Annotated in this window: 22 protein-coding genes; 11 read left to right on the top strand and 11 right to left on the bottom strand. The window is 31.9% G+C overall.

The features are described 5' to 3' along the window. Window positions 1–54: 54 nt before the first annotated feature. On the bottom strand, window positions 55–3,072 hold the full coding sequence (locus tag GKZ88_RS00815; protein ID WP_155100505.1) for a tetratricopeptide repeat protein: 3,018 nt from the start codon (window positions 3,070–3,072) through the stop codon (window positions 55–57). Window positions 3,073–3,426: 354 nt separating this feature from the next. On the opposite strand from GKZ88_RS00815, the gene GKZ88_RS00810 reads away from it, so the two are divergent. Further along, the gene (locus GKZ88_RS00810) at window positions 3,427–4,110 is read left to right on the top strand and encodes an ATP-binding cassette domain-containing protein (protein ID WP_155100504.1); all 684 of its coding nucleotides are present in this window, start codon (window positions 3,427–3,429) and stop codon (window positions 4,108–4,110) included. After that, complete coding sequence (locus GKZ88_RS00805; RefSeq protein ID WP_155100503.1) at window positions 4,110–4,982, top strand: glycosyltransferase family 2 protein; 873 nt, start codon at window positions 4,110–4,112, stop codon at window positions 4,980–4,982. Before GKZ88_RS00810 ends, GKZ88_RS00805 begins: the two co-directional genes overlap by 1 nt. A gap of 149 nt (window positions 4,983–5,131) precedes the next feature. On the opposite strand, the gene GKZ88_RS00800 is transcribed toward GKZ88_RS00805, so the two are convergent. From GKZ88_RS00800 to GKZ88_RS00790, 3 genes are read right to left on the bottom strand one after another with little or no spacing between them, the layout of a single operon-like run. Next, window positions 5,132–6,217, bottom strand: a complete 1,086-nt coding sequence (locus tag GKZ88_RS00800; protein WP_155100502.1) for a glycosyltransferase family 4 protein — start codon at window positions 6,215–6,217, stop codon at window positions 5,132–5,134. Continuing rightward, complete coding sequence (locus GKZ88_RS00795) at window positions 6,214–6,618, bottom strand: FdtA/QdtA family cupin domain-containing protein (protein ID WP_155100501.1); 405 nt, start codon at window positions 6,616–6,618, stop codon at window positions 6,214–6,216. Before GKZ88_RS00795 ends, GKZ88_RS00800 begins: the two co-directional genes overlap by 4 nt. Before the next feature lie 3 nt (window positions 6,619–6,621). Further along, entirely contained in the window at window positions 6,622–7,719 is a 1,098-nt protein-coding gene (locus GKZ88_RS00790) for a glycosyltransferase (protein WP_155100500.1), read from the bottom strand. Between the two features lie 174 nt (window positions 7,720–7,893). Between GKZ88_RS00790 and GKZ88_RS00785 the strand changes: the two genes are divergently transcribed. After that, window positions 7,894–8,796, top strand: coding sequence for a glycosyltransferase (locus tag GKZ88_RS00785; RefSeq protein ID WP_155100499.1), 903 nt, complete (start codon window positions 7,894–7,896; stop codon window positions 8,794–8,796). A 124-nt stretch (window positions 8,797–8,920) separates the two neighbouring features. On the opposite strand, the gene GKZ88_RS00780 is transcribed toward GKZ88_RS00785, so the two are convergent. The 7 genes from GKZ88_RS00780 to GKZ88_RS00750 all read right to left on the bottom strand — a co-directional run bounded on the left by GKZ88_RS00780 (window position 8,921) and on the right by GKZ88_RS00750 (window position 15,793). Then, entirely contained in the window at window positions 8,921–9,667 is a 747-nt protein-coding gene (locus tag GKZ88_RS00780) for a transferase (protein WP_230392444.1), read from the bottom strand. Next, window positions 9,654–11,153 (bottom strand): O-antigen translocase, encoded by a 1,500-nt coding sequence (locus GKZ88_RS00775; protein WP_155100498.1) that lies wholly within the window; start codon window positions 11,151–11,153, stop codon window positions 9,654–9,656. The genes GKZ88_RS00780 and GKZ88_RS00775 overlap by 14 nt, the downstream gene beginning before the upstream one ends. A gap of 3 nt (window positions 11,154–11,156) precedes the next feature. Further along, window positions 11,157–12,302, bottom strand: coding sequence for a DegT/DnrJ/EryC1/StrS family aminotransferase (locus GKZ88_RS00770; protein WP_155100497.1), 1,146 nt, complete (start codon window positions 12,300–12,302; stop codon window positions 11,157–11,159). After that, the gene (locus GKZ88_RS00765; protein WP_155100496.1) at window positions 12,299–13,246 is read right to left on the bottom strand and encodes a GNAT family N-acetyltransferase; all 948 of its coding nucleotides are present in this window, start codon (window positions 13,244–13,246) and stop codon (window positions 12,299–12,301) included. Before GKZ88_RS00765 ends, GKZ88_RS00770 begins: the two co-directional genes overlap by 4 nt. Before the next feature lie 8 nt (window positions 13,247–13,254). Further along, window positions 13,255–13,857 (bottom strand): trimeric intracellular cation channel family protein, encoded by a 603-nt coding sequence (locus tag GKZ88_RS00760; protein ID WP_155100495.1) that lies wholly within the window; start codon window positions 13,855–13,857, stop codon window positions 13,255–13,257. A 77-nt stretch (window positions 13,858–13,934) separates the two neighbouring features. Next, on the bottom strand, window positions 13,935–14,783 hold the full coding sequence (locus GKZ88_RS00755) for a hypothetical protein (protein ID WP_155100494.1): 849 nt from the start codon (window positions 14,781–14,783) through the stop codon (window positions 13,935–13,937). Window positions 14,784–15,043: 260 nt separating this feature from the next. Beyond that, entirely contained in the window at window positions 15,044–15,793 is a 750-nt protein-coding gene (locus tag GKZ88_RS00750) for an RDD family protein (RefSeq protein WP_155100493.1), read from the bottom strand. Between the two features lie 20 nt (window positions 15,794–15,813). On the opposite strand from GKZ88_RS00750, the gene GKZ88_RS00745 reads away from it, so the two are divergent. The 8 genes from GKZ88_RS00745 (at window position 15,814) to GKZ88_RS00710 (ending at window position 24,511) form a co-directional block, all read left to right on the top strand. Beyond that, entirely contained in the window at window positions 15,814–16,794 is a 981-nt protein-coding gene (locus GKZ88_RS00745; protein WP_155100492.1) for a stage II sporulation protein M, read from the top strand. 12 nt (window positions 16,795–16,806) lie between these two features. Next, a complete protein-coding gene (locus GKZ88_RS00740; RefSeq protein ID WP_155100491.1) occupies window positions 16,807–17,580 on the top strand; it encodes a DUF4129 domain-containing protein in 774 nt (257 codons plus the stop codon). Further along, a complete protein-coding gene (locus tag GKZ88_RS00735) occupies window positions 17,573–18,778 on the top strand; it encodes a DUF4350 domain-containing protein (RefSeq protein WP_155100490.1) in 1,206 nt (401 codons plus the stop codon). Before GKZ88_RS00740 ends, GKZ88_RS00735 begins: the two co-directional genes overlap by 8 nt. 215 nt (window positions 18,779–18,993) lie before the next feature. Further along, the gene (locus GKZ88_RS00730; protein ID WP_155100489.1) at window positions 18,994–20,007 is read left to right on the top strand and encodes a MoxR family ATPase; all 1,014 of its coding nucleotides are present in this window, start codon (window positions 18,994–18,996) and stop codon (window positions 20,005–20,007) included. Between the two features lie 178 nt (window positions 20,008–20,185). Continuing rightward, window positions 20,186–21,517 (top strand): DUF58 domain-containing protein, encoded by a 1,332-nt coding sequence (locus GKZ88_RS00725; RefSeq protein WP_347343844.1) that lies wholly within the window; start codon window positions 20,186–20,188, stop codon window positions 21,515–21,517. Window positions 21,518–21,695: 178 nt separating this feature from the next. Further along, entirely contained in the window at window positions 21,696–22,316 is a 621-nt protein-coding gene (locus GKZ88_RS00720) for a hypothetical protein (protein ID WP_155100488.1), read from the top strand. A gap of 75 nt (window positions 22,317–22,391) precedes the next feature. Next, window positions 22,392–23,363 carry a hypothetical protein gene (locus tag GKZ88_RS00715; RefSeq protein ID WP_155100487.1) on the top strand — a complete coding sequence of 324 codons (972 nt, stop codon included), beginning with the start codon at window positions 22,392–22,394 and terminating at the stop codon, window positions 23,361–23,363. Between the two features lie 59 nt (window positions 23,364–23,422). After that, entirely contained in the window at window positions 23,423–24,511 is a 1,089-nt protein-coding gene (locus GKZ88_RS00710) for a phosphoglyceromutase (protein WP_155100486.1), read from the top strand. Window positions 24,512–24,532 lie beyond the last annotated feature (21 nt).

Raw genomic sequence — 24,532 nt, 5'->3', positions numbered from 1 at the left:
AGAGACAAGACTTTCACAAAATCTTGCTTCTTGTTTCTTGCTTCTAAATTATCTTTACTTATTAATCGACGAATTCGTTTTTGACTCTTCTAACTTAATCGCGCTTAATTCTCTTTTTGCTTCTTCAACCACATCCGGATAATCTGTAAAATTGTTTATTACGTTATCTAAAATATAAGTTGCTTGATAACTGTCTTTTAATCCGTAGAAGTTTTTGGCCATTAAAACCAAGCCTTTCGCTCCGTAATATTTGTAAGCCGAATAACTTTTAGCCAGTTTTTGTACAGAAACATTCGATGCATCAAATTTTCCTTCTTTTGTTTTGAAATAAGCATCATAATAAAGTGCTTCTGCCGCTAATTCTCCTTTTGACGTTGCCGAAAGTTTAGCATAAGCCGTTTTAGCTTTGTCTTCGTTTCCTGTCTGCATTGCAGCGCGGGCAACAATTATCTGCGCATCGGCTTTTACTCCTGCATCTGATTTTGGGTTTTCCAATACTTTCTCAGCAGCAATAACCGAATTGTCATAATCTTTTTTATCATAATAACATTTCATCAAGTTTGCTTGAGCAAAAGTTTTATTTTGAGGAAAATCGGCTTCTTTTTCTAAACGAACTAAAACTGGAATCGCTTTATCACAATCTTTTGCTTTTAAGAAAATTTGAGCCAATCTATTCAAAGCTTGTTCAGTAAATTCATTTCGTGGCTGCTCAATTACATACTGATAATTTGGAACTGATTTAGTCTCTGAACCATCTGCATAATATAATTGTGCCAAATAAAAATTAGCTTCTAAAGCATGCAAACCAGAAGGGAATTTGCTCACATAACCTGCAAAACCAGTAATGGCAGTTTTGCTGTTGTTTTGGCTGTATTGTTTGAAAGCGGCATCGTAAGTATCATTATCCAATTCCGCATCTGTAACCGAAACAAAATCTAATGTTCTAACCCAAGTTGCATATTCATCTACTTTTCCTGAATCAACATAAATTAATCTTGCAGTCGAAACAGCTTCTAAAGCTTCTGGACTTTTTGGAAACTCTGCTGCCACTTTTTTAAATTTCGTCAACGCTTGTTCGTCGCGATCCGAATTGTAATAAATCAAACCTTGTTTTAAAATGGCTTTTGAAGTAAAAGATCCATCTTTAAACTCTGAAATTAACTGATCATACGTTTTTATAGCCTGATCATTTTTCTTTTCTGCAACGTAAGTATTTCCCAATTCAAATAAAGCATCATCACGGTAAGATGATTTTTTATACATCTGAATAAAGTTGTTCAATTCTTCCACTTTCTTTGTATTGTTTGACATGAATCCGTAAGAAAGTGCTTTTTGAAACTGAGCATAATCCGCATCAACACCTTTTGCCGCAATAGCTTTTGCGTATGCTTCGTTTGCTGCACTGTATTTTGAAGTCACAAAACGACAGTCTCCTAAACGTAAATAAGAATCGTTTAAACGAACTTTATCTGATGGCGAATTATCAATTTGTGCCTGAAATGAATTTGCGGCTTGATCGTAGTCCTTCAATTTAAAATACGTGTAACCAATATTATAATTGATATTTTTATACTCTTCTGTCGATTTTGCCGCGGTCATTCCTGCAAATTGCTTATAAGTCAATAATGCATTTTGCATATCGTCATTTAAGTATTCTGTTTCGGCTTTCCAGAAAGCAGCGCGTGCTGTAAATTCAGGCGTTTTTGGTTCGCTTATTGCGCTTTTAAACATCTTTCCAGCTTCAGCATAATTAGATTCGTTGTACAATTCTAAGCCTCTGTAAAAAAGCACTTTTTGATACGCCGTTTTATTTTCAGCCGATTTATTTTTTTCTAATAAAACCAAAGCTTCTTTATAATTTTTAGTCGAAATATAAGAATCAACTAATAATTTTTCAACTTCTGCTTTGCTTGAATTGTTTGGATATTTTTTTAAGAAATCAAGCAAAATTCCAGGAACAGTCTGATACGCATTTCCGATATCGTAACTCAATTTGGCATAATTCAAAGCAGCATCTTCCTGAATTTGAGCATTGAATTCCATTTCCGAAGCGTTTTTAAATGCATTCAGCGCTTCTTGTTTTTTTCCTGTATTCAAATAACTTAAACCTAAATGGTAATACGCATTTTGAGCAACGAAATCTTTTCCTTCAATGATTTTATTAAATTGAGAAATGGCTTTTTCGTACTCTTTCTGTTCGTAATACGCGTAACCTAACTGATAAAAATCGGTATTATTCCATTTTCCTTTTTTACCTGCGTATAGTTCCAAAAACGGAATCGCTTTCCCGTATTGTTTTAAATTGAAATAACTTTCTCCAATAATTTTATTTAATTCCGATTTTTCTATTTCATTAGATTTCGCCATTGCTTTTTGGCCCAAATCAATTGCCTTTTGGAAATTTCCTAATTTGAAATTCATATCGGCCTGATAGTACGAAAGCTTTTCTTTGTATTTTTCTTCTCCCGAAACTTCATCAAAATATTTGGTTGCTTCTTTGTAATCGTCACCTTCATAAGCCATAAATCCTAAATAATATTTTGCTTGCGAACCAAATTCAGGTGAGTTAACCACTTTATTAAAATACGTTGTGGCTTCTTTTTTCTTTTTGGCAGTAAAATAACTATAACCTTTCTGGAAATTAAATTTATCAGAATCAGTTTTGCTCATATAACTTTCATCAACTTTATCAAACCATTGCAAAGCTTTTGGATAATTTCCCTGTTCGAAGAAATATTGAGCAACTTCAATATATGCTTGATTTTGTTTGGTACTTGTTGGATAATCTTCAACAAATTTTTCCATCAAAGCATCCGCATTTGGCTGATTGGTTCTGATGGCGCAGTTTGCGATATAATAGGCACAGTCTGATTTTACTTCTTCAGTTGGCGCCGTATTATTTTTTACATATTCAAAAATATGCTGTGCCGAAGCGTATTGTTTGTCATTGTACAAAGCCACCGCTTTGTCAAAATCCTTTAATTCGTAAGTATATATAGCTGATTTTTGTGCCGAAACCGTGGTCGAAATAAGAATAATTTGGAGTAAAAAGAACCAGGAAAGTCTACGCATTTTAGTTTTATTTAGTATTCAAATTTATCATTTTATACCGTTTATAACGAAACGTTTCTGTCTTTTATTATGAACAAAAAATTTAACAGGCGCTATTTAGCAGCTTCTAATGTGGCATTTTTTAACCATATAAGTCACATAAGTAATTATAAGCTAGGTGTTTTCGTGATCCCTTTTTTGTTCCAAAATCATATAAGCTTTGACCAATAAAAACTTCCACGTGTTGATCTCTAAAATGAACTTATATTACTTATATGGTTAAATTTTCATTTCAATATTTTACAAGAAATGATTGAAATTTATTTTGAATCCAACCGTTATCTTATTACTTTTACCAATCAAATCAATTTTACTATGTCACAAATCGTACTATCTCTTAAAGAAGTTACTATATATCAGGAAGGAAGAAAAATTTTATCTCATATTAATCTGGATGTAGAGCATGGCGAATTCATCTATATTATTGGAAAAACTGGTTCTGGAAAAAGTAGTTTCATGAAAACTTTGTACGCAGATTTGCCTTTAACTGAAGGTGAAGGCCATATAGTTGAATTTGATTTGGCAACTTTAAAAGAAAATGATATTCCGTATTTGAGACGTAAAATCGGTATCGTATTCCAGGATTTCAAATTGCTTCCGGACCGCTCGGTAAAAGACAACATGCTTTTCGTTCTAAAAGCAACCGGCTGGACTGAAAATGAAGCAATGGAACATAAAATCGATGAAGTTTTGAATAAAGTAGGAATGAAAGATTTCCTTAACAAAATGCCGCACCAGCTTTCTGGAGGTGAACAACAGCGTGTTGCGATTGCAAGAGCTTTGCTAAACGATCCCGAATTTATTTTGGCCGATGAACCAACAGGAAACCTTGATCCTCAAACAAGTTCTGAAGTTTTAGAAGTACTAAAAAATATCAATGCTAATGGCAAAACCATTATCATGGCAACTCACGATTATGCTTTGTTGATGAAATTTCCATCTAAAACATTGAAGTGCGAGGATGAAAGAATCTTCGAAGTGGTGCAAAGAAGCGTGTAATGCTTTCTATTTTAATTCCGGTTTATGATTATAATGCTTTTCCTCTCGCTGAAGAACTCGTAAAGCAATGTAATTTATACGGCATTACTTTTGAAATACTTTGTCAGGATGACGCTTCAAACTCACAGGAAAACATTTTAAATCAAGAAATTAACACTTTTTCTAATGGTTCATTTTTTATAAATGAAAACAATTTAGGAAGAGGGAAAAACATCAATTCATTAGCTAAAAAAGCAAAATACGATTGGCTGTTAATTTTAGATTGCGACACTTTTCCGGCAAAGGATAACTTTATTCAAAACTATATTACTGCAATTTCAAATTCCGAAAAAAAAATTGTTTTTGGCGGGATTATTTATGAAGATAAAAAGCCTGAAAAAGAACAACTTTTGCGCTGGATTTACGGCCAAAAAAGAGAAACTGCTTCAACTTTGACTTCTAATTTATGGATTAAAAAAGACGTTTTTCTGCAACATCCTTTTGATGAATCGATTACTAAGTATGGTTATGAAGATTTGTGTTTCTTTTCAGTTTTAAAAAAGAATCATTTTGAAATTTCCCAAATCGAGAATCCGACTTTTCATTTGAATTTAGAAACTTCAGAAGTGTTTTTATCCAAAACAAAAACAGCTTTAGAGAATTTAGTTTTGCTTTATAATTCTGGAAAAATTTCTTCAAAAGAAAGTAAAATAATTAAAGCTTTTGAAATTCTTAAAAAAGTAAAATTGATTCGTTTTGTACTTTCACTTTTCAAAAAAAATCAAGTTAAAATTGAAAGGAATTTACTTTCTGAAAAACCATCTTTATTTCTTTTTGACATTTATAAATTGGGGTATTTTTGCTTTTTAAATTCCTGCAAGGTTTTAGCATAGTTATTTCGCCTAGTTTGTCATTTCGACTGAAAGGAGAAATCTTCGCAAGTAACTCTACAAAGATTGGCGATATTCTGGACGGAGCTTCTTGTGGAGATTTCTCGTTCCTCGAAATGACAAACACGAGAGTTATTCAAAAAAAAACAATATTATAACTTTTCTAAAAACTGCCTCCATTTTTCCATTATTTTATCAACAGAAAAATTTTCAGAAGTTTCTTTTGCATCACGGCCAAACTTCAATCTAACTTCTTCATTTTCAATTAAAAAAGAAAGTTTTTCAACATACATTTCAATATTATTGTCCGGAATCAAAAAACCATTTTCAGCATTCGTTATAATAGTTCTCGGACCAATTGGGCAATCATACGCTATACAAGGCAAACCGGAGGCCATTGCTTCCAACAAAACCATCGGAAAACCTTCTGTTCTGGAAGTCATAGCGTAAATCGAATATTCGAGGTATTTTTCTTCAATGTTTTTGATAAAAGGAAAAATATTTGTGTTTGATTTAATTCCTAAATCAGAGATTATATTTTCTAAAGATGCAACATCATCCGTATAAATATCTAAAGTCCAATCTGGATGTTTTTCAATTATTTTTTCCCAAATTGACAACAATCGATCTAATCCTTTTTCATAGGAATATCTAGCAATTTCAATTACTTTTTTATTTTTTAAATCGGAAACATTTTTTGTCTGAATCCATGACGGATTCGGAATTATAATTCCATTTTCAACATTCCATTCTTTTAGACTTTCTTCAGATAAAGCAACTATTTTAGCGAACTTTCCGGCACTAAAACTCTTAAATCGATATTTAAAATTCCGATTAAATTTGGACAAAAAATCAGTTTTCTGGCTTTCTTCTTCAATAAATTTTGAGCCATGACATTCAAATACAATTGGAGTTTTTGTTTTTGCAATAAATGGAAAAATAAAAGCCTTTAAACCATTATCTGCGACCAAAATAATATCAGGATTTATTTCGATGATTTTTTGATTTATTTGTTTTCGAAAAGCTTTAAAAAAGCCAAAACCTTTTCGGTTTAAAGTAATATTATGAAAAACAATTTCAGAATTGAAGTCATAAAAAAACGAATCATTTTCTTCGTTTTGAGACAAAATATGAACTTCATACCCAAATTTTTCGACGAAATAATTCGCTTTTATAGACAAAACCCGCGAGACTCCGCCAGCATTTTTTATTTTGGGAACAATGTAAAGCAATTTCATTTTTTGGAAATCAAGAAAGTTCCAAAATCCCTGATATAATCCGATTCTTCAAAAACATCTGAAGCCAAAACCAGACAGACAGCACCTGATGAAAAGTTTTCTAATTCACGCCAGATTCCTTTTGGCAAATGCAATCCGATATTGGGTTTGTTGAGCAAAAAGCTTTTTTTATCAGTTCCGTCAGTCACTTTCACTTCAAAACTGCCGCTTAAAGCGATCAAAACTTCTTGCTGTTCTATGTGCGAATGACCTCCGCGAAAAGCAGAGCTGGGAACATCAAAAAGATAATAAACACGCTTGAATTCAAATGGTAAAATATCATTTTGAATAAAAGCCAAATTCCCTTTTAGATCTTCTACAACCGGAATTTTAAGTACTGTTATATCTTGAATCGTTGTCATATTTTAATTCGCTTTCATCAAATGTAACCATTGTTGACCAATTTTTTCCAGTAAAAATGGATCAATACTTTTCAATGTATTTTGTTTGATATTTTGATACAAAACTTCATCTGAAATCAATAAATTCATTGCTTCTGAAAGTTTCTCCCAATTTTGATTTTCCACTAAAATACCATTTTCAAAAGAAGAAATCATATCTCTCGGACCAAAATCACAGTCAAAAGAAATAACTGGAGTTTTGCAGGCTAAAGCCTCTAAAATAACATTCGGGAAACCTTCATTTTTACTGCATAAAACTAAAAATTGAGCTTTGCTTAAATATTTAAACGGGTTGTTTTGATATCCCAAAAGATGAACAAAATCTGAAACATTGTTTTCTAAAATCGCTATGTTAAGCTTTGCTTCATCGCCATTTCCAACAATAACTAAATGTATTTTTTTTCGCAATAAGTCAGATTTCGCGTAGCTTGAAATCAGTTTGTCAAATTGTTTTATTTCATTCTCATATTGCCCAATAGCAATTATAAAATCAAATTCAAGGTCAATTTTTTCATTTTGTTTTTTTACAATTTCTTCCAAATAAACTGGATTGTGAATTGTGACAACATTTTTTAACTGATGCTTTTTTTCAATCAACGTTTTCATTTCGTTTGTAATCGCCACATTGGCAAAACAATGATTGTACATTAATCGTGTCAGCCAAGAATTATTCGGCATATAATGATCAATCAAAAAACTGTGAACCGTAAAAATAGTTTTGGTATTATAAATAAATCGGGCTAAAATAAGTTCCTGAATTATCTTGGTTCGGAAACGAAAATCAATAATAAAATCGAATTTATTTTCATTCAAATAACTTTTCAAAGCCTTTAAACGTTTAATTTTATTAAAAACTCCGTTGCTTTTGCTTTTCAACAAACCCAAATTCACTAATTTTCCCAAATACGGAAAACTTACTTCGTCTAAAACAATAATAATATCGACTTCAAAACCCTGATGCTGAAAAAAGATTGACAAATTTGCCATCACTTTATCGCTCCCGCCTCCGCTCAAGCGATAACCAATTAAAGCGATTTTCTTTTTTTTGTGAGTCGATATCATTCGTGATTTCTTATTTTCGTATCAAATATAACTCTTTAAAATAAAATAAGATTTAGAACCATTAAGACATTAAGTTGCATAAAGCTTTGGGCTTAATTTTCTTAACGGAGAAAAGAAAATTAAGCTTTTGTTCAACTTAATTTCCTTAATATCTTAATGGTAAAACAAAAAAATATGAAGGACAATTCATTAGTAACTATTATTTGCTTGTGCTATAATCAGGAAAAATTTGTTGTCGAAAGTTTAACTTCGGCAATAAATCAGGATTATCCGTTTATTGAGTTAATTATTGTTGACGATTTTAGCACCGATAATTCTAAAGAAACGATTGAAAAATGGCTTATTGATTATCCTGAAATTCAATTTATTGCAAATGAAAAAAATTCAGGAAGCACAAAATCATTCAACAAAGCTTTAAAACTGGCCAAAGGCGATTTTATAATTGACTTGGCTTGTGACGATATTTTATTGCCCAATTGTGTTTCATTGCAACTAAAAGCTTTCCGCGAAAGCGACTTTAAAGATCTAGGAATCGTTTATGGAAATGCTGAATTAATCAATGAAAAAGGCAAATTTTATTTTTATTATTTTCCTGTTGATGAATCAAAAAAAACAATTGAAAAAAGACAAACCGGCGATATTTATTTAAGCGTTATTTCAGGCGGAAACAGTATTTGTTCCGTTTCCTCTATGGTCAAAAAATCAGTTTTTGATGATTTAGAAGGTTATGATGAAAATCTGGCTTATGAAGATTTAGACCTTTGGATTCGGGCTTCGAGAAAATATGATTTTGATTATATCGATGAGATTTTAATCAAAAAAAGAATTTCGACAACGTCTCTTGGTACTCATTTCTTTCTTAAAAACGATGAAAGATCCAGAAAAATCAATTTTTCAACTAATGTGATTATCAAAAAAGCGATTGCTTTAAATAAAACAAAAGAAGAACATAAAGCCATTTTAAAACGAATGCATTTTGAAATGATTTTGGCGTTTAAAACTTCGAATTTTAAATTGTTGTTCCGATATATTTTATTAGAAATAAAACAACGTATTCATATTATAATAGAACGCTGATTTTACGGATTTACTTCGTAAAGACGCGGATAAAAACAGATTTTTTTTTTGATTAATGCATTAAAAAAAATCCGTTTTTATCCGCGTCTTCGCTTTAGCGAATTTGTGATATCCGCGTACTTTTTTAAATTGTCAAAAAATCATCTAATTGTTGTTTTTCGCCTTGCCAATCTCGTGAAATATTAGTTCTGATTAGTTTTGCTGGAACACCTCCAATTAAAATATTATTTCCCCAAGATGTATAATCTTTATTGCAGAAAGAATTAGTTGCAATGGTACAAAAATCAGGTGTTTTGGTATTTTTCATAATCGAAATCCTGCTTCCGCTAAAAGTATAGTCTCCTATAAAAATTGGTCCCGTTTTTTTTTGTTTTTCACCGGTAACAGTATCAATCATGTCATGAAAATTGGTATCAATAATCTGGCTTTCTGCACCTAGACGAACGTAATTTCCTAAAACCACTTTTTCAAGGCAAATTAATTTTGCGTTTGAAGCCATTGAGGACATATTTCCTAATTCGCAAACCGCATTTTCTCCAACAAAAAGAAAATAATCTTTCCCAAATTGAAATTTTCCTTTAAAAATTAGCTTCCCCTGAATATTGATTTCTGCAATGCCGCGATGGACGGTGTTCAATTCGTAAGGCTGACCAAAACCAATCATTCCCTTTTCAATATTTCCATCAATTTGAATTTCACCAGAAATTGAACTGAACTTTATTCTTTTATAAAAGAAAACAGGAAGCTTTTTAGCGGTTTCAAAAGGGAATTTTTTGAAATTAAAGTACAGCGTTTTTGTCCAGTTTACTGACCAGTAAAACCTGAATTTATGATATATCGAACGACATTTTCTGTAACTATTCCTGATCATTTTTACCTTTTTTTCGCTGAACAAATGACGTAAATATTTCGCTTAAATTCATCTTTTTATTGATTTCGTAAAAACTAAAACCAAAAGACAATAAAATCATTAGGGCAAATAATCCATATTTTAAAACTTCATTTTCTATGAAACGTACCAAAAATGAAGCAAAACAAATGACAAAACAAATAAAATGGATATTGTAAAATTCTCTTTCGAAATAAAAATTATAGCGGTTTTTAGTTATTATTTTCAATCCTATAAAATGACATAAAAAGTAAAGGCAAAAACTAATTCCTAAACCTTCTAAACCATAAAAATAGTAGCCTGAAACATTCATTAGCAGAGACAAAATATTAAAACCAATGGCAGTTTTAATAAACATTTTTGAATCACCTTTTGCTATTAAAATAAATCCCATCGACCAGGAAACGGCTCGAAAAAGCATTCCTAAAATTCCAGCGCAAATCATTGGAACTATGGCTTCAAATTTTGAAGTATAAATTACTTTTACAATTATTGGGCTGAAAACCAAAAACAAAACAATAATGGGCATTATAATCAAAACGGAAATAAAAGCCTGTTGCTGAACACTTTCTCTAACTTTTTCATTATCAGAATTGATCGCAGAAAGTTTCGGAAAATAATCCGTACTCATGACGGTGAAAATAATTCCGACATACGAATTCAGTAAAGTAAATCCCGCGTTATAAAACCCAACTTGTTCTAAACCGCCTATTTTTCCAACATAAATCTGAACTAAATAAGTAGACAAAAGCGTTAAAACACTGCTGATTGTCAACATAAAACCCAATTTCACAATGAGTTTACTTTCAAGAAAAAGAGTTGAATTGGGAATTTTTTCTCTTTCAGTTTTAATCTTATTCGAATAGTAAAATGAAAATACTAAAGCCGAAAACGACGCAATTATAATTGTTGGAAGAATGGCATCAACTTTCAGAAAATAATACAGCGGAATCGAAAAAAGCAAACCAAAAAGGTTGCCATATAAATTGGCTTTCGCTAAAAAACGAAAAGATCGCAAACCTTGCAAAACTGCCAATTGTCCGGAACTTAACTGCTTGAATAAAACTGTTACAGAAAGAACTGCAAAAGCAAATGTCTGGCTTGAATCTCCAAAAGTGATTATACTTAAGACTTTTGAAAAAGCTAGAGTCACGATCATTCCAAATATTCCGGTAAAAAAAACAATCTTTTTTACGATTTGAATGGTTCTTGAAACGGTCTTTAGATCTTCGTTTTTATATTTTTCAGAGATATTTTTTATCGAACTTGTTTCTATTCCAAAACCCGAAATACCGCTTAAAACGCTCAAAGTTGAGTTCAGCAGCGCAATTATTCCCATTCCGGCCGGGCCAATAAAAACGGCAATTAATTTGGTTCGGACAATCGAAATTAGAATCGAAAAAAACTGAACGCCGCCAAAAAGTGAAGTCGTTTTTAAAATCTGCTGATATGATTTTTTATCCGGCACGAATTAGTATTTATTTAAAATTTCGATGATAAAATCTACTTCTGTTTCTGTCAAAACCGGACTCATTGGCAAGCTTAAAACTTCGTTGTGAATCTTTTCGGTAATTGGAAAAGACAAATTATTCCACGCAGAAAAAGCTTTTTGTTGGTGTGGCGGAATCGGATAATGAATTACGGTCTGAATATTATTGTCAGTTAAATATTGCTGTAAAGCATCTCTATTTTCAGTTCTAATAACAAACAAATGAAAAACATGATTATCTGAGAAATCCCAAAACGGAAGAATTATTTTATCGTTTTTAATTTCGGATAAATAACGTTTTGCAATCGTTCTTCGTTTATTATTATCGCGATCTAAATTTGGTAATTTCAGACTCAAAAAGCCAGCCTGAAGTTCATCTAATCTTGAATTTACGCCAATATATTTGTTATAATATTTTTGCTCAGAACCATAATTACGAAGCGAAAAAAGCACCTTAGCCAATTCGGAATCGTTCGTTGTAATCGCACCGCCGTCACCGAGACAGCCTAGATTTTTTCCGGGATAAAAACTATAAGCGATTGCTGATTCTAGATTATTGATTTTAGATTTTGGATTTTCTACTGTTTGGAATTTGGAATTTGAAATTTGATTTTTGAAATTTGATTTTGCTCCATGTGATTGTGCAGAATCTTCGACAATTATCAAATTATTCTGAATTGCAATTTCATTTATCTTGTCCATTTCAGCTAATTGTCCGTATAAGTGAACGGCTAAAATGGCTTTTGTTTTTGAGGTGATTTTCTCCTGAATTAGATCTGGATTGATATTGTAAGTTTCTAATTTCGGCTCTACCAAAATCGGAACTAAATCGGCTTGTACAATGGCTAAAATACTTGCGATATAGGTATTTGCAGGAACGATAACTTCATCGCCTTTTTTGAGTTTTCCGAGTTCGATATAACCTTTAAAAATTAGGACTAAAGCGTCAAAGCCATTTCCTGTTCCGATGCAATATTTCGTTTGATTGTATTCGGCGAAAGCCTTTTCAAAAGTTTGTACTTCTTTTCCTAAAATGTACCAGCCGTTGTTTAAAACCAATTTCAGTTTGTCCTGGAAAGCGGTTTCATACGGTTCGTTTATTTTTTTTAGATCGAGAAATGGTATCATTTTAAATCGATTTTATAAAAATCCTGATTGTAAACCGCACAGCCCAATTCTTCTTTTTGTTTTAAAAGTCCTGAATGATAACCGCTTTCGCTGTCTTCATTAACAATTCCCATATCAAAAAAAAGCTTTCCTTTTCGTTTGTATTTATGAATCAGATTAATGAATAAAAAGTCTAGTGCTCTCACTTCTTCGCCTTTTTTTGAAGTGGCGCCATATTGCGATTTAACCACATTTTCAGTCTCAAAAATCGTTATTCCTGCAATAATTTCATCGTTTTGATAAACCGAATATTGTCTGATATTTTGTGGAAAATTCTGTTTTAACAGTGTAATTTCCTCTTTGCTGTGAACTGGTTTTGAATTGAATTTTTCTAATAATCTTGGTTCCAGAATTTGTTCCCAAAAGGGTTGAAAATCATTTTCTTCTATAATATCTAAATCAAGATTTTCAATTCGCCTGAAATGCTTCATTTTGCTTTTTGAAATTTTTAATGGCATTTGCAAATTAACTGCCAAATTCATTTCTTTTCGTTCAGGAACGGCATTTCTTTTAAATAAAAAAAAGTCGATTTCTCTATTTCCTTTTGAAAAATAAAAATCGGGAATTGGTTTATAATGAAACGTTTCTATTTGATTTTCTTTCAAAAAAAACAAAATTTCGTCCAAAATATTTTCTGCTTTTTCTGCTTTTAATTTAGACGAAAAAATCAATCCGCCGTAAGTAAGACCTTGATGCGAATGAACCGATTTTCCTTTTTTATTAGCGGGAAGAATGGCTTTTAATTTTTCATCTTCAAAAACTAAAAGCGAAAAATCTTCAAAACGATCTTTATGGTATTCCATGAAATCACGGTGAAATAAAAACGTAGCATTTTTAGCTTCGGCGATAAAATCGTTCCAAAGCTTATAATCGTTTTGATCGTATATTTTTACAGTAAATGCCATATTCAAAATTACTTATGATCAAATGCCTTCAAATGCCATTTGTATTTAACCGCCATTAATCGAACTACAATGATAACCAATGAAGTCACCAGATATAAAACATCTACATTTAGATTTAATTTTCGTAAACCAAAGAAAACGATTCCGCCTAAAATACAGATTGTGGCGTAGATTTCTTCTCTAAAAACATTCGGGATTTCGTTGCACAAAATATCTCTGATTACGCCTCCAAAACAGGCTGTCATAGTTCCTAAAGCAATACAAATTACGGGATGAAGTCCCGTTGTAAGTCCTTTTTCAAGACCAATCAAAGTAAAAACACCCAAACCAATTGTATCGAACAAGAATAAAGAAGTTCGAAGTTTATCAAAGCTTTTTCTGAAAAGAATAGCAAGAAAAAAACCTAAAATAATCACATAAACGTACTGCATATCGCGCATCCATCCAACGGGCGTCCTTCCAATCAAAACATCACGAAGTGTTCCACCGCCAACGGCAGTTACAAATGCAATAATAAAAACCCCAAACGGATCGAGTTTTTTATGCATTGCCGTTAAAGCGCCAGACATGGCAAAGGCCATTGTACCGATAAGATCTAAAATATGGAACATTTTTGTTTAAAGTTGCAGAGGTTCAGAGGAACAAAGGTACAAAGGTTTTTTAGGTGTAAAGTTGTAATTAATTGTATTTATTTTTTTACGTAAATCGGACTTCTTTTCAGTAAATACTGCACCGAATCGATCCAACTGTCTTTTACTGCCAAAAACGGTTTTCGGGTTTGGGAGTATATTTTTGAAGCGTTTTTATACAGATCAAAATAGACTGTGTAGTAATAATAAAGCTGATTATTTGCCGTAGTTGTCGAATAATCATTGGTTGTGACCTTTTTATTATTGTCGCTTACTTTTGCATTTCCGCTATTGTAAGTAGTTGCTGTCGTGGCAGTTCCTATTGTATAGGAGATTTTTGCTGCGATGATATTATCAACACCTAATATTTTTTGAAGGTCTTCAATAGAGGTTTCATCAACATTATTATGATCAATTCCAGCTTTATGAAGCAGTGTATTTGTGGTTCTTAAATCTTGAACTGTAAGCGGAAAAATATTGGAAGACTTGTCTAATAATTTGTTGTAAATATCATTTTGAGCAAATTTTGCCATGTCTTCAGAACCTTCCTGATTGTCTGAATTCACATAAGGAACGGGCAAAACGGCAATTGTATTCGGTTTCATTTCTGAAGAAACAACATCTGAATTTGATGCTGATGGTGAAGTGCTTTCCTGACTTACATCAAATGTCTGCGATCGTCCGCTTGCAAAATCGATTCGGGCAATCTGTGAAACATCCAGAACAATTTGCAGTGTTTCTCCAGGCAGTGAATATTCGACAGTTTTATCAGATATTTTAGAAATTGTACCTTCAATAATCGTGTAATCTCTTTTTATAATTTTATCTAATTTTTTTCCGCTTTGAGCGAAAGAAAAAATAGAAATAAAAAACAATAGTAATATCGCGGCGGCTTTTTTAATTTTCATGGTATTTACGCTTAAATTTACCTACTCTTTGGCTTTTCGGAAACTCCTTTTCTAAATATTAAACTTGTTAAATTTAAAAAATTAAATCCAAAGCATTGTTAATAAACCTTTTAAACTAAAAAAACACTAAAAAAAAAATCTCGAAAAGCCGCAAAATCGCAAAGTTCATAATGAAGAAAATGTCTGACAAATAATTAAGCCTTAGAGTATTTTACTAAAAAACTTAGAACCTTAGCAACTCAGAAACTTAGAGCCTTTCCTTACATATTCTGCGTATAAAAATTATAATCTTTTAAAACCACTCTAATAAAATCGCTGTTATTTCCTGACTGATTTTTGATTCCGGTAACGCTTTCAATTTTTGCCACTAATTTGCTTATGATTTCATAATCATTTTTATCGGCCGCTTTATTGAAAGTTTCTTTGATGATTCGCATATCATTGTCAGATAATTTTATTACAAGAGGATAAGTTGGCACATAGGAAGTTCCAATGTCTTCTAAAATCGTATGACTTATATTGATATTATTTTTTAAAGTAATCACGGCCGTTCCTGCCGCCATATCTCCCAAACGTTGTGCTTTTTTACTTGATATTACGGTAATTAAAGCCACAAGTCCGTAAATTATGGGAATAAAAAAATCAATAATTCCAAAAAACCAGCGAATTAAATAGTCACCAAATCCAGCTTGATAGCCGTCAATTTTTACCACTTTTATTTTGAGCAGAATTTTTCCTATCGACTGTCCTTCAAAAATACTTTCTAAAGTAAGTGAGTAAAACATTAGCGGAATGGCAAATAATGACATTAAAGCTCTGGCCGACCAGCTATCTAAGCCATCCATTAGAACACCAACTTTGAGCCAATAAAAAAACACAAACCATACTACAAGTATATAGGCGATTTTTACCGATGCATCAATAAAATAGGCCCCTAATCGCTCGCCGATAGAAGCTGCTATAAAATTTATTTTAACATTTTGTGTTGTATTAATAGATAATTCTGACATATTTTATATTTTAGCCTGCAATGAGAGAAATCGCTTTTATAAAACAAAATAAAGAAAAATGGCTGGAATTTGAGCTAGCTATTTTTGGTAAAGCTAAAAAAAATCCTGACGAGTTAGCTAATTTATACATTCAAATGATGAATGATTTGTCGTATGCGCAAACGTATTATCCTAAAAGTAAAACAGTTATTTACTTAAATCACCTTGCGTCACAGATTTATCAGAAGATTTATAAAACCAAAAGAACCGAAAAAAACAAAATCGCAGAATTTTTCATAACCGAAGTGCCATTGCTTGTCTATCAGTACAGGCGTTATTTAATTTATGCCTTCGTTTTGTTTTTTGCGACGGTTGCTATTGGTGTAATTTCGGCAAAATACGATCCTAATTTCGTTCGTCTTATTCTTGGCGATAACTACGTTAATGAAACTTTAGAAAACATAAAAAAAGGAAACCCAATGGCCGTTTACGGTTCCGGAAGCAACTGGGGAAGTTTCATTTCTATTACTATGAATAATCTTATGGTTGGTGCAAAATGCTACTTTTTTGGTCTTTTTGCTGGATTAGGAACTTTTTATATCTGCCTGAACAACTGCATTATGCTGGGATCTTTTCAATATTTCTTTTATGAACAGGGCGTTTTCTGGAAAAGTGTGAGAGGAATCTGGATTCACGGGGCAATGGAAATTTTCGGAATTGTAATTGAAACTGCTGCCGGATTTATTTTAGGAGCTTCCATCTTGTTTCCGAAGACTTTTTCGAGAATAAATTCTTTTAAAATTGGTTTCAAAAACAGTTTTAAAATCTATTTAAGTACTTTTCCTTTTACAATCGCTGCAGGATTTCTGGAAGGTTTTATTACTCGATATTCTATTGATATGCCAAACTGGCTCAGCAGTTTTATAATATTATTTACGTTAGGAATAATTTCATTTTATTATTTGGTTTATCCTTTTATCGTCTACAAAAAAACACAAAATTATCAGCCCAAATTGACTTAACCGGAAACCATAATGAATAAAATTTTCTTCATTTTACTTTTTGTTTTTTGCTGCAGTTTTTCGAATGCACAGGATTCTCTTGTGACCGAAGAACCGCCAAAAATCGCTTCTATTAAATACACCGAAAAAGATATTCAGGTCGATTCTGCTGCAATTCCTGTAAAAACATTTAAAAAAGATTTTAAAGAGAATTATAAAGGCTCCGATTTTGTTTACGAGACTAAACCTCCAGAAAAAACATTTTGGGATGATTTTATGGAATGGCTGGCAAGCATTTTCAGAAGAATTTTCACTTTCAGCAATCCTGAGGCTTCAGTTAATTTTATCGCGATCCTTTTTAAAACCTTGGCTGCAATCATCATTATTGTAGTTATATTCTTGATTGTAAAAGCATTAATCAATAAAGACGGTCAGTGGATTTTTGGCAAAAATTCGCAAAAACGAACCATTTATTATTCTGATACCGAGAAAAATATCCATCTTTTAGATTTCGAAAAACTGATTAAAGAAAATATCGAGTCCGATCAAAAACGAATTGCTATTCGCTACTATTATTTATGGCTGCTGAAAGTAATGGCGCAAAATCATTACATAGAATGGGATATTGAAAAAACAAATTCAGATTATTTATACGAGATTCAAAGCCCTATTCATAAAGAAGAATTCACTTATTTATCGTACTTGTACAATTACATTTGGTATGGTGAATTTGATATTAATACAGCCATTTTCTTAAAAGCCGAAAACCGATTTAAAAATGCCATAAAAACCTTCAGCCATGAATAAATCTATCAAAATTTACATAGGCGTTCTGGTTTTTCTATTGGCAATCATTTTAATGGTTGATAAAGGACAGCCAAAACCAATTGACTGGCGCCCTACTTTTTCTGTGCACGACAAAATCCCTTACGGATTGTATGTTTTTGATAAAGAAATTAAAGGTCTTTTAAAAAGTCAAAAAATCGAGAGAATCTCAACCATTACACCTTATGAGTATTTAGATTCGAAATATAATGCAGACACTTTAGTTGAAGATTACCGAATAAAAGGCACCTTTTTAAATATTGCTGCAGAAGGCGATATTGACGAGCAATCTGTAAAAGAGCTTTTTTATTTTGTATCGAGAGGAAACAGTGCCTTTTTAAGCATGAGAAGTTTCCCAAAAATCTTGCTGGACAGTTTAAAACTGGAAACTGAAACAGATTTGAAGCGTGTTAGCAATACATCGATTTGGATGGCAAATCAAAAAATAAGCGCTAAAAAATATGCTTTTAAACAATCAATTGAGGACTATTTTTCGAAAATTGATACTTTAGAAACTACCGTTTTGGGTTATCAAAGCAAAGAAAAAAAGGAGAAGCATGTTAATTTTATAAAAGTTAAATACCACGATGGTTATTTTTTCTTGCATACTCAGCCTGCTGCTTTTACCAATTATCATTTATTAAAAGACAATCATTATCAGTATGCTGAAGATGTGTTGTCTTATATTCCAAGAGGAGACGTATTTTGGTACACCAAAGGACAAAATAATGAATCGGTTTCAAATTCACCGTTACGTTATATTTTTAGTCAGCCGGCATTAAAATGGGCCTATTTGCTGAGTTTATTAGGGCTTGTAATTTTCATTTTTTTCAATGCCAAAAGAAAACAGCGTATTGTTCCTATTGTAAAACCACTCAGTAATTCAACAGTTGATTTTACCAAGACAATCGGAAATTTATATTATCAGGAAGGTGATCATACTAATATTATTGATAAGAAAATCATCTATTTCCTTGAAAAAATGCGAAACGAATATTTGATGGATACCACAAAACTTGATGATGATTTTATTAAAAAACTGCATCTTAAAACGGGTAAAAACATTGCCGATATTCAGGAACTTGTCTTTTTGATCAACGAACACAGAAAAAGTTATCACGGAAGTCTTGAAGAAGATTTAATCCGAATTAATAATGCAATCGAAAAAATTATACATTAGATAAGATATATCACAGATTAAAAAGAATTAAATTTTTCACGCAGATTCTGCAGATTAAGCAGATATTTTTTATAAATGAAGTTCAAGTAAAATCTGTTTAATCTGCAGAATCTGCGAGAGAAAACAGTTAACATAAATTAAAATATAAATCTATTTAATCTTTTAATCTGTGGCAAAAAAACAACCAAAATCAACAAAAGAAAACATACCAAATTATGGACGATATTAATACCCCAGAAACCGAAATCACAAACGAAAATGTGAATTTTGAAACCCGAATAAATTTAGCACCGCTTTTAGAGCACGTTACTGCCATTAAGAAAGAAATCGAAACCGTAATTGTTGGACAGCACAAAATGGTCGATCAGCTTTTGGTGGCGGTTTTGTCAAACGGACACGTATTGTTAGAAGGTGTTCCGGGTGTTGCAAAAACTATTACGGCAAAACTTTTGGCAAAAGCCATAAATATTGATTTCAGCAGAATTCAGTTTACTCCAGATTTAATGCCGTCAGACATTTTAGGAACTTCAATTTTTAACTTAAAAAGTTCTGAATTTGAGTTTAAAAAGGGACCAATTTTCTCGAATTTAATTTTAATTGACGAGATAAATCGTGCTCCGGCAAAAACTCAGGCGGCTCTTTTTGAAGTTATGGAAGAACGCCAGATTACAATTGATGGTTCTGTTTATCAGCTGGAAACTCCGTTTTTAGTTATCGCAACGCAGAACCCAATTGAGCAGGAAGGAACGTATCGTTTACCAGAAGCGCAATTAGACCGTTTTTTATTCAAAATTGCGATTGATTATCCAAAATTAAACGAAGAAATTCTGATTATTCAGCGTGAACATTTATTACAGAATCATGGCAAATTAGAAGCTATAAAAGCTGTTCTTTCTGCTTCAGAAATTAAAGAATACCAGGCTTTGGTAAAACAAATCAGAGTCGAGCCAAATTTATTGGAATACATTGCCCGAATTGTTGTTAACACAAGAGAAAATGCGTTTTTATATTTAGGAGCTTCGCCTCGTGCTTCAATTGCAATTTTAAATGCTTCAAAAGGTTTCGCTGCCATTCGCGGACGTGATTTTGTGACTCCTGAAGATATTAAAGATGCCGCAATTCCGGTTTTACAGCATCGTGTAATTGTAGCACCAGAAAGAGAAATGGAAGGAATTACAAGTTCTGAAATTATTAAACAGATTATTGAAACTGTAGAAATACCTAGGTAATTATTAATTGTGAATTGTTAATGATGAATGGTAAATTGAAAAACGAGCCTTGGACTCCGCTCAGGATGACAGCTGTTTTAATGAACCTTTTTATTTTTTGTCATGCTGCTGAGCGTCCCGAAACTTCGGGAGAAGCAAACTTGAAACCTGAAACTTGAAACATTAAACAAACAAAAAAGTGAAATTCATAAAAAGTCTATATCTCAACAACTTCTTTTTCTATGTGCTTGCGAGCATAATAGGATTGTTTGTCTGTGCTTTTATTTTTCCGAATATTTATAATGCGGTTTGGTTTGGGGTTTTGGTTTTAATTACTTTTCTAGGTCTCGATATTTTGCTCTTATATTTGACCAGAACCGGATTTGAAGCAGATCGTGTAACACCTGAAAAACTGTCAAACGGAGATTTAAATCCGATAACTCTCGTTCTGAAAAATCATTACACTTTTCCGGTTTCAGTAAAAATAATTGACGAAATTCCAGTTCAGTTTCAGGTTCGTGATTTTAAACTTATAAAATCAGTAAAAGCTTCGGAACAAAAAGAAATCGGTTACGATCTGCGTCCAACAGAACGCGGGGAATATTATTTTGGCTATTTAAACATTTACGTTTCTTCGCCTTTGCGATTGATTTCTCGAAGATTTACGTTCAATAATGAGCAGATGGTTCCTACGTATCCTTCGTATATTCAGCTGAGAAAATACGATTTACTGGCCTTTTCAAATAACTTATATCAATTCGGAATCAAGAAAATTCGCCGAATTGGCCATACAATGGAATTTGAACAAATTAAAGAATATGTTCAAGGCGACGATTTAAGAACGATCAACTGGAAAGCAACCGCAAAGAAAAATGCTTTGATGGTCAACCAGTTTCAGGACGAAAAATCACAGTCGGTTTATATGGCGATTGATAAAGGGCGTGTGATGCAATTGCCTTTTGACGGTTTAAGTTTACTAGATTATGCGATAAACTCAACTTTGGTTTTATCTAATGTAATTCTGAAAAAACAAGATAAAGCGGGTCTTTTCTCTTTCTCTAAAAAAGTAGAAAACCGAGTTTATGCCGAGAAAAGAGGTTCGCAGATGCAAAAAATCCTGGAAACGTTATACAACATTAAGACCGATTTTTTTGAAAGCGATTACAGTCGATTGTATGTCGACATCAAGAAAAACATCAACCAAAGAAGTTTGATTATTCTGTATACCAATTTCGAAACTATGGACGGTTTGAATCGTCAATTACCTTATTTAAAAGGAATTGCAAAAAACCATTTATTAGTTGTTGTTTTCTTTCAGAATACAGAATTAAATGCCATCATCAACAAAAAAACAGATACCATTCAGGAAGTCTACGATAAAGTTATTGCCGAAAAATTCATGTTTGAAAAACGCTTAATTGCAAATGAATTAAAGAAATACGGAATTCATTCGGTTTTAACCCAGCCAGAAAACCTGACTTTGGATGCTATTAATAAGTATTTGGAAATAAAGGCTCGAGGGATTTTGTAAAGATGGTGAAATGTTTTTTTTTGAAATGTAAAATGAAGGTCTATTCTTTTTTTATCTGATTTCTTCATCTTTTAATTTGTAGTTACATTACGTTATTCCGTAAAATTTGCTTAATTAAATTAATTAGTTTTGAAAATCATATTTACACCCAATCAACGTAAATTCAAACTAATAGAAAATGAAAAAAGCATTTCTTCTTATTTTTACATTTTTGATTTCTTATTCTTATGGGCAAGAGAACAAAATTGAAATAATTTCTAAATTAGATGTACCTTCTTTCGGATCAAGAGAATTTATTTTAGAAAGCTTTCAGGGAATCGAAAAAATCGATTTAACTTTTACTAATTCTGAAAAATTAATTGGCAAAAATTACAAGATTATAATTCAAAAATATAAAAAAGGAAAAGTTGCTATTGAAAAAGTTGCTAAAGACACAAAAAGAGATGAAGATCCTAAAATTGGTAAAGATTTTAAGTTTTCTATTGTTACTCAACAACTTTTAAACAATGAAAAAATCACATTTGCTTTTTCAAATTCTTATAATAAAAATATTTTTGAAGTAAACTCAAAGTACAAAGACAATACATTTTCTCTTCGCGAAATTTCTAATCAAAAACCACTTGAAATCCAGATTGGAAAAGAAATTCAAATTGCTCTGATTACGCCTCCAAATGAAAATTCAGAAAAAGGTGAACTCGGTTATTGTGAAGTTACCAAAGGCTATATAGACATTGAAAAATGGTATAAGCAATATGAACTAGATGAATTTTTCCTTATTTATTTAACTATTGAAGATTAACAAATTCTTTATGATTTGAAAATCTAAAAAGAGTGTTCGTAAGATATACAATTTGTAGATTTAGATCGAAGAATAATGAAAAACTTTGAAATTTTTAATTCAAAAAATATGAAAAAACCATTCTTAATTCTATTCTTTTTTATAAGTTTTTTATCCAGTGCGCAAAAGAAAGAAACTGTTACAATTCCAAAAGGTGTTGTGTATAAATATGCTGATGCCAAAATCATCGAAAAAGCTAAAAAATTAATTAGCGACAATTTGTCTGAAAATAATGATTACAAAATATTGCAAAACAATTTAATCATTGGTCCTGAACTCTGGAAAAGGTTTAAAGCCAATGAAAAAATACAAAAAATAGAAGGCGGAGCAGTTCAATTTCATGTAGACGATTTAATATTAGATGGTAAAATGTGTCAAGATATCACTGACACTAAAATAGTATGGGATGAATTTAAAAATGAAGTTTCAAATCAATTTATCATACGAAAAGCCAATGAACTGGAACTAGCCTATTATTGGTCTGTAATATCATTTGATATTGAGGAACCTCTATTAATTGTAGAAACAAAAGAGCATAACTATATTTTAAATCTGCTAAAAAAAGATTTAAAACTATTGTGGTTAGATGAGGCTCCAAAAACAAATTATATACGTGTTCCTGGCAAAATATATCAAAACGGAAATGAAATTGAATCCGTTTCTGAAGGAATAAAAGAAACCAGACTTGAGAAAGTTGTATTTTTAAATTCTGATGCAGAATTGGCAGAAAATAGTTCTTTAGAAGACCTTCAATTAATTATACAAAAGACCGATAAAATATTTGACGAGTTGTTCAAAAATTCAATGAAATCAGGAAAAATAATGGTTGAATTTGAATTAAAAAAGAAAAAAAACGAGATCACCTATGCTGTAAAAGATGATTTGGATTTAGATATCATGAAAGAATTTGAAAAAAGAGTGAATAGCGAACAATATCCGAATTCCAAAAATGATCCTATTAAACTTCAACTAATTTACAAGGTTAATTCGTTTAATGATACCGAATAAACTTTTATAAACACTGTTTAAAACTTTAAAACTAAGAACTTTCGTAATTCAAAATAGATATGAAAAAAGTAATTTTATTTGCATTCGTTTTAGTAAGTTTTCTATCTAATGCACAAAAAACAGAAAATATCATTATCATAACTACAGACGGTTTTAGATGGCAGGAAGTTTTTAAAGGTTTAGATCCTGCAATTGCTAATGACAAAAAATTCAATCAAGGGGACAGCGCTTATATTTATAAAAAATATGGAAATGCCGATGTCAAAGAAGCGCGCAAAAAACTGATGCCGTTTCTTTGGACCGAAATTGCATCAAAAGGACAAATTTATGGAAACAGAGATTTAGGAAATAAAGTTGATGTTGCCAATCCGTATTGGTTCAGTTATCCGGGATACAGCGAAATCATGACGGGAAATGTTGATTTAAAAGTCAATTCAAACGGCTACAAAGCCAATCCAAATGTCAATGTTTTAGAGTTTTTAAATCATCAGTCCAAACTTAAAGGAAAAGTGGCCGCATTTGGCGCTTGGGATGCTTTTGACCGAATCTTAAACGAAGAACGAAGCGGTTTTCCTGTAATTTCGGCTTTTGATAAAGTGGGCGGAAATAAACCAACGGCATCTCAAAAATTGTTAAATGAAATGCGTGACAACTCGTTTAAGCCTTTCCATGAAGATGAATGTCTGGATGTTTTCACACATTATCAAGCAATGGACGAACTCAAAACCAAGAAACCAAAAATCCTTTATATCGCTTATGGCGAAACTGATGAATGGGCGCATCACGGGCAATATCGTTCGTATCTAGATGCTGCAAATCAAGTTGATAAATGGCTTCAGGAAATCTGGAATTTTGTTCAAAATGATCCTCAGTATAAAAACAAAACCACCCTATTTATAACCGTTGATCACGGCCGTGGTGACAAAGTAAAAGCGCAATGGACAGATCACGGCGCCGATGTTGCGGGTGCATCTCAAATTTGGTTCGCAGCAATGGGACCAGAAATTGCTCCAAAAGGCGAAATCACAACGGAATCTCAAATTTATCAAAAACAATTTGCTCAGACTATTGCAAAAATTTTAGGCTATAATTTTACTGCTGAACATCCTGTCGAAAAAGAGATTTCAGAATTATTTCAAACCAAATAAAAACCAAAATAATTAACCATT

It is taken from the genome of Flavobacterium sp. LC2016-01, from assembly GCF_009711135.1.
In the GTDB taxonomy this organism is placed as follows: domain Bacteria; phylum Bacteroidota; class Bacteroidia; order Flavobacteriales; family Flavobacteriaceae; genus Flavobacterium.
Note: the sequence above shows the minus strand (reverse complement) of the source record. Positions and strands in the feature narration are given on the sequence as shown.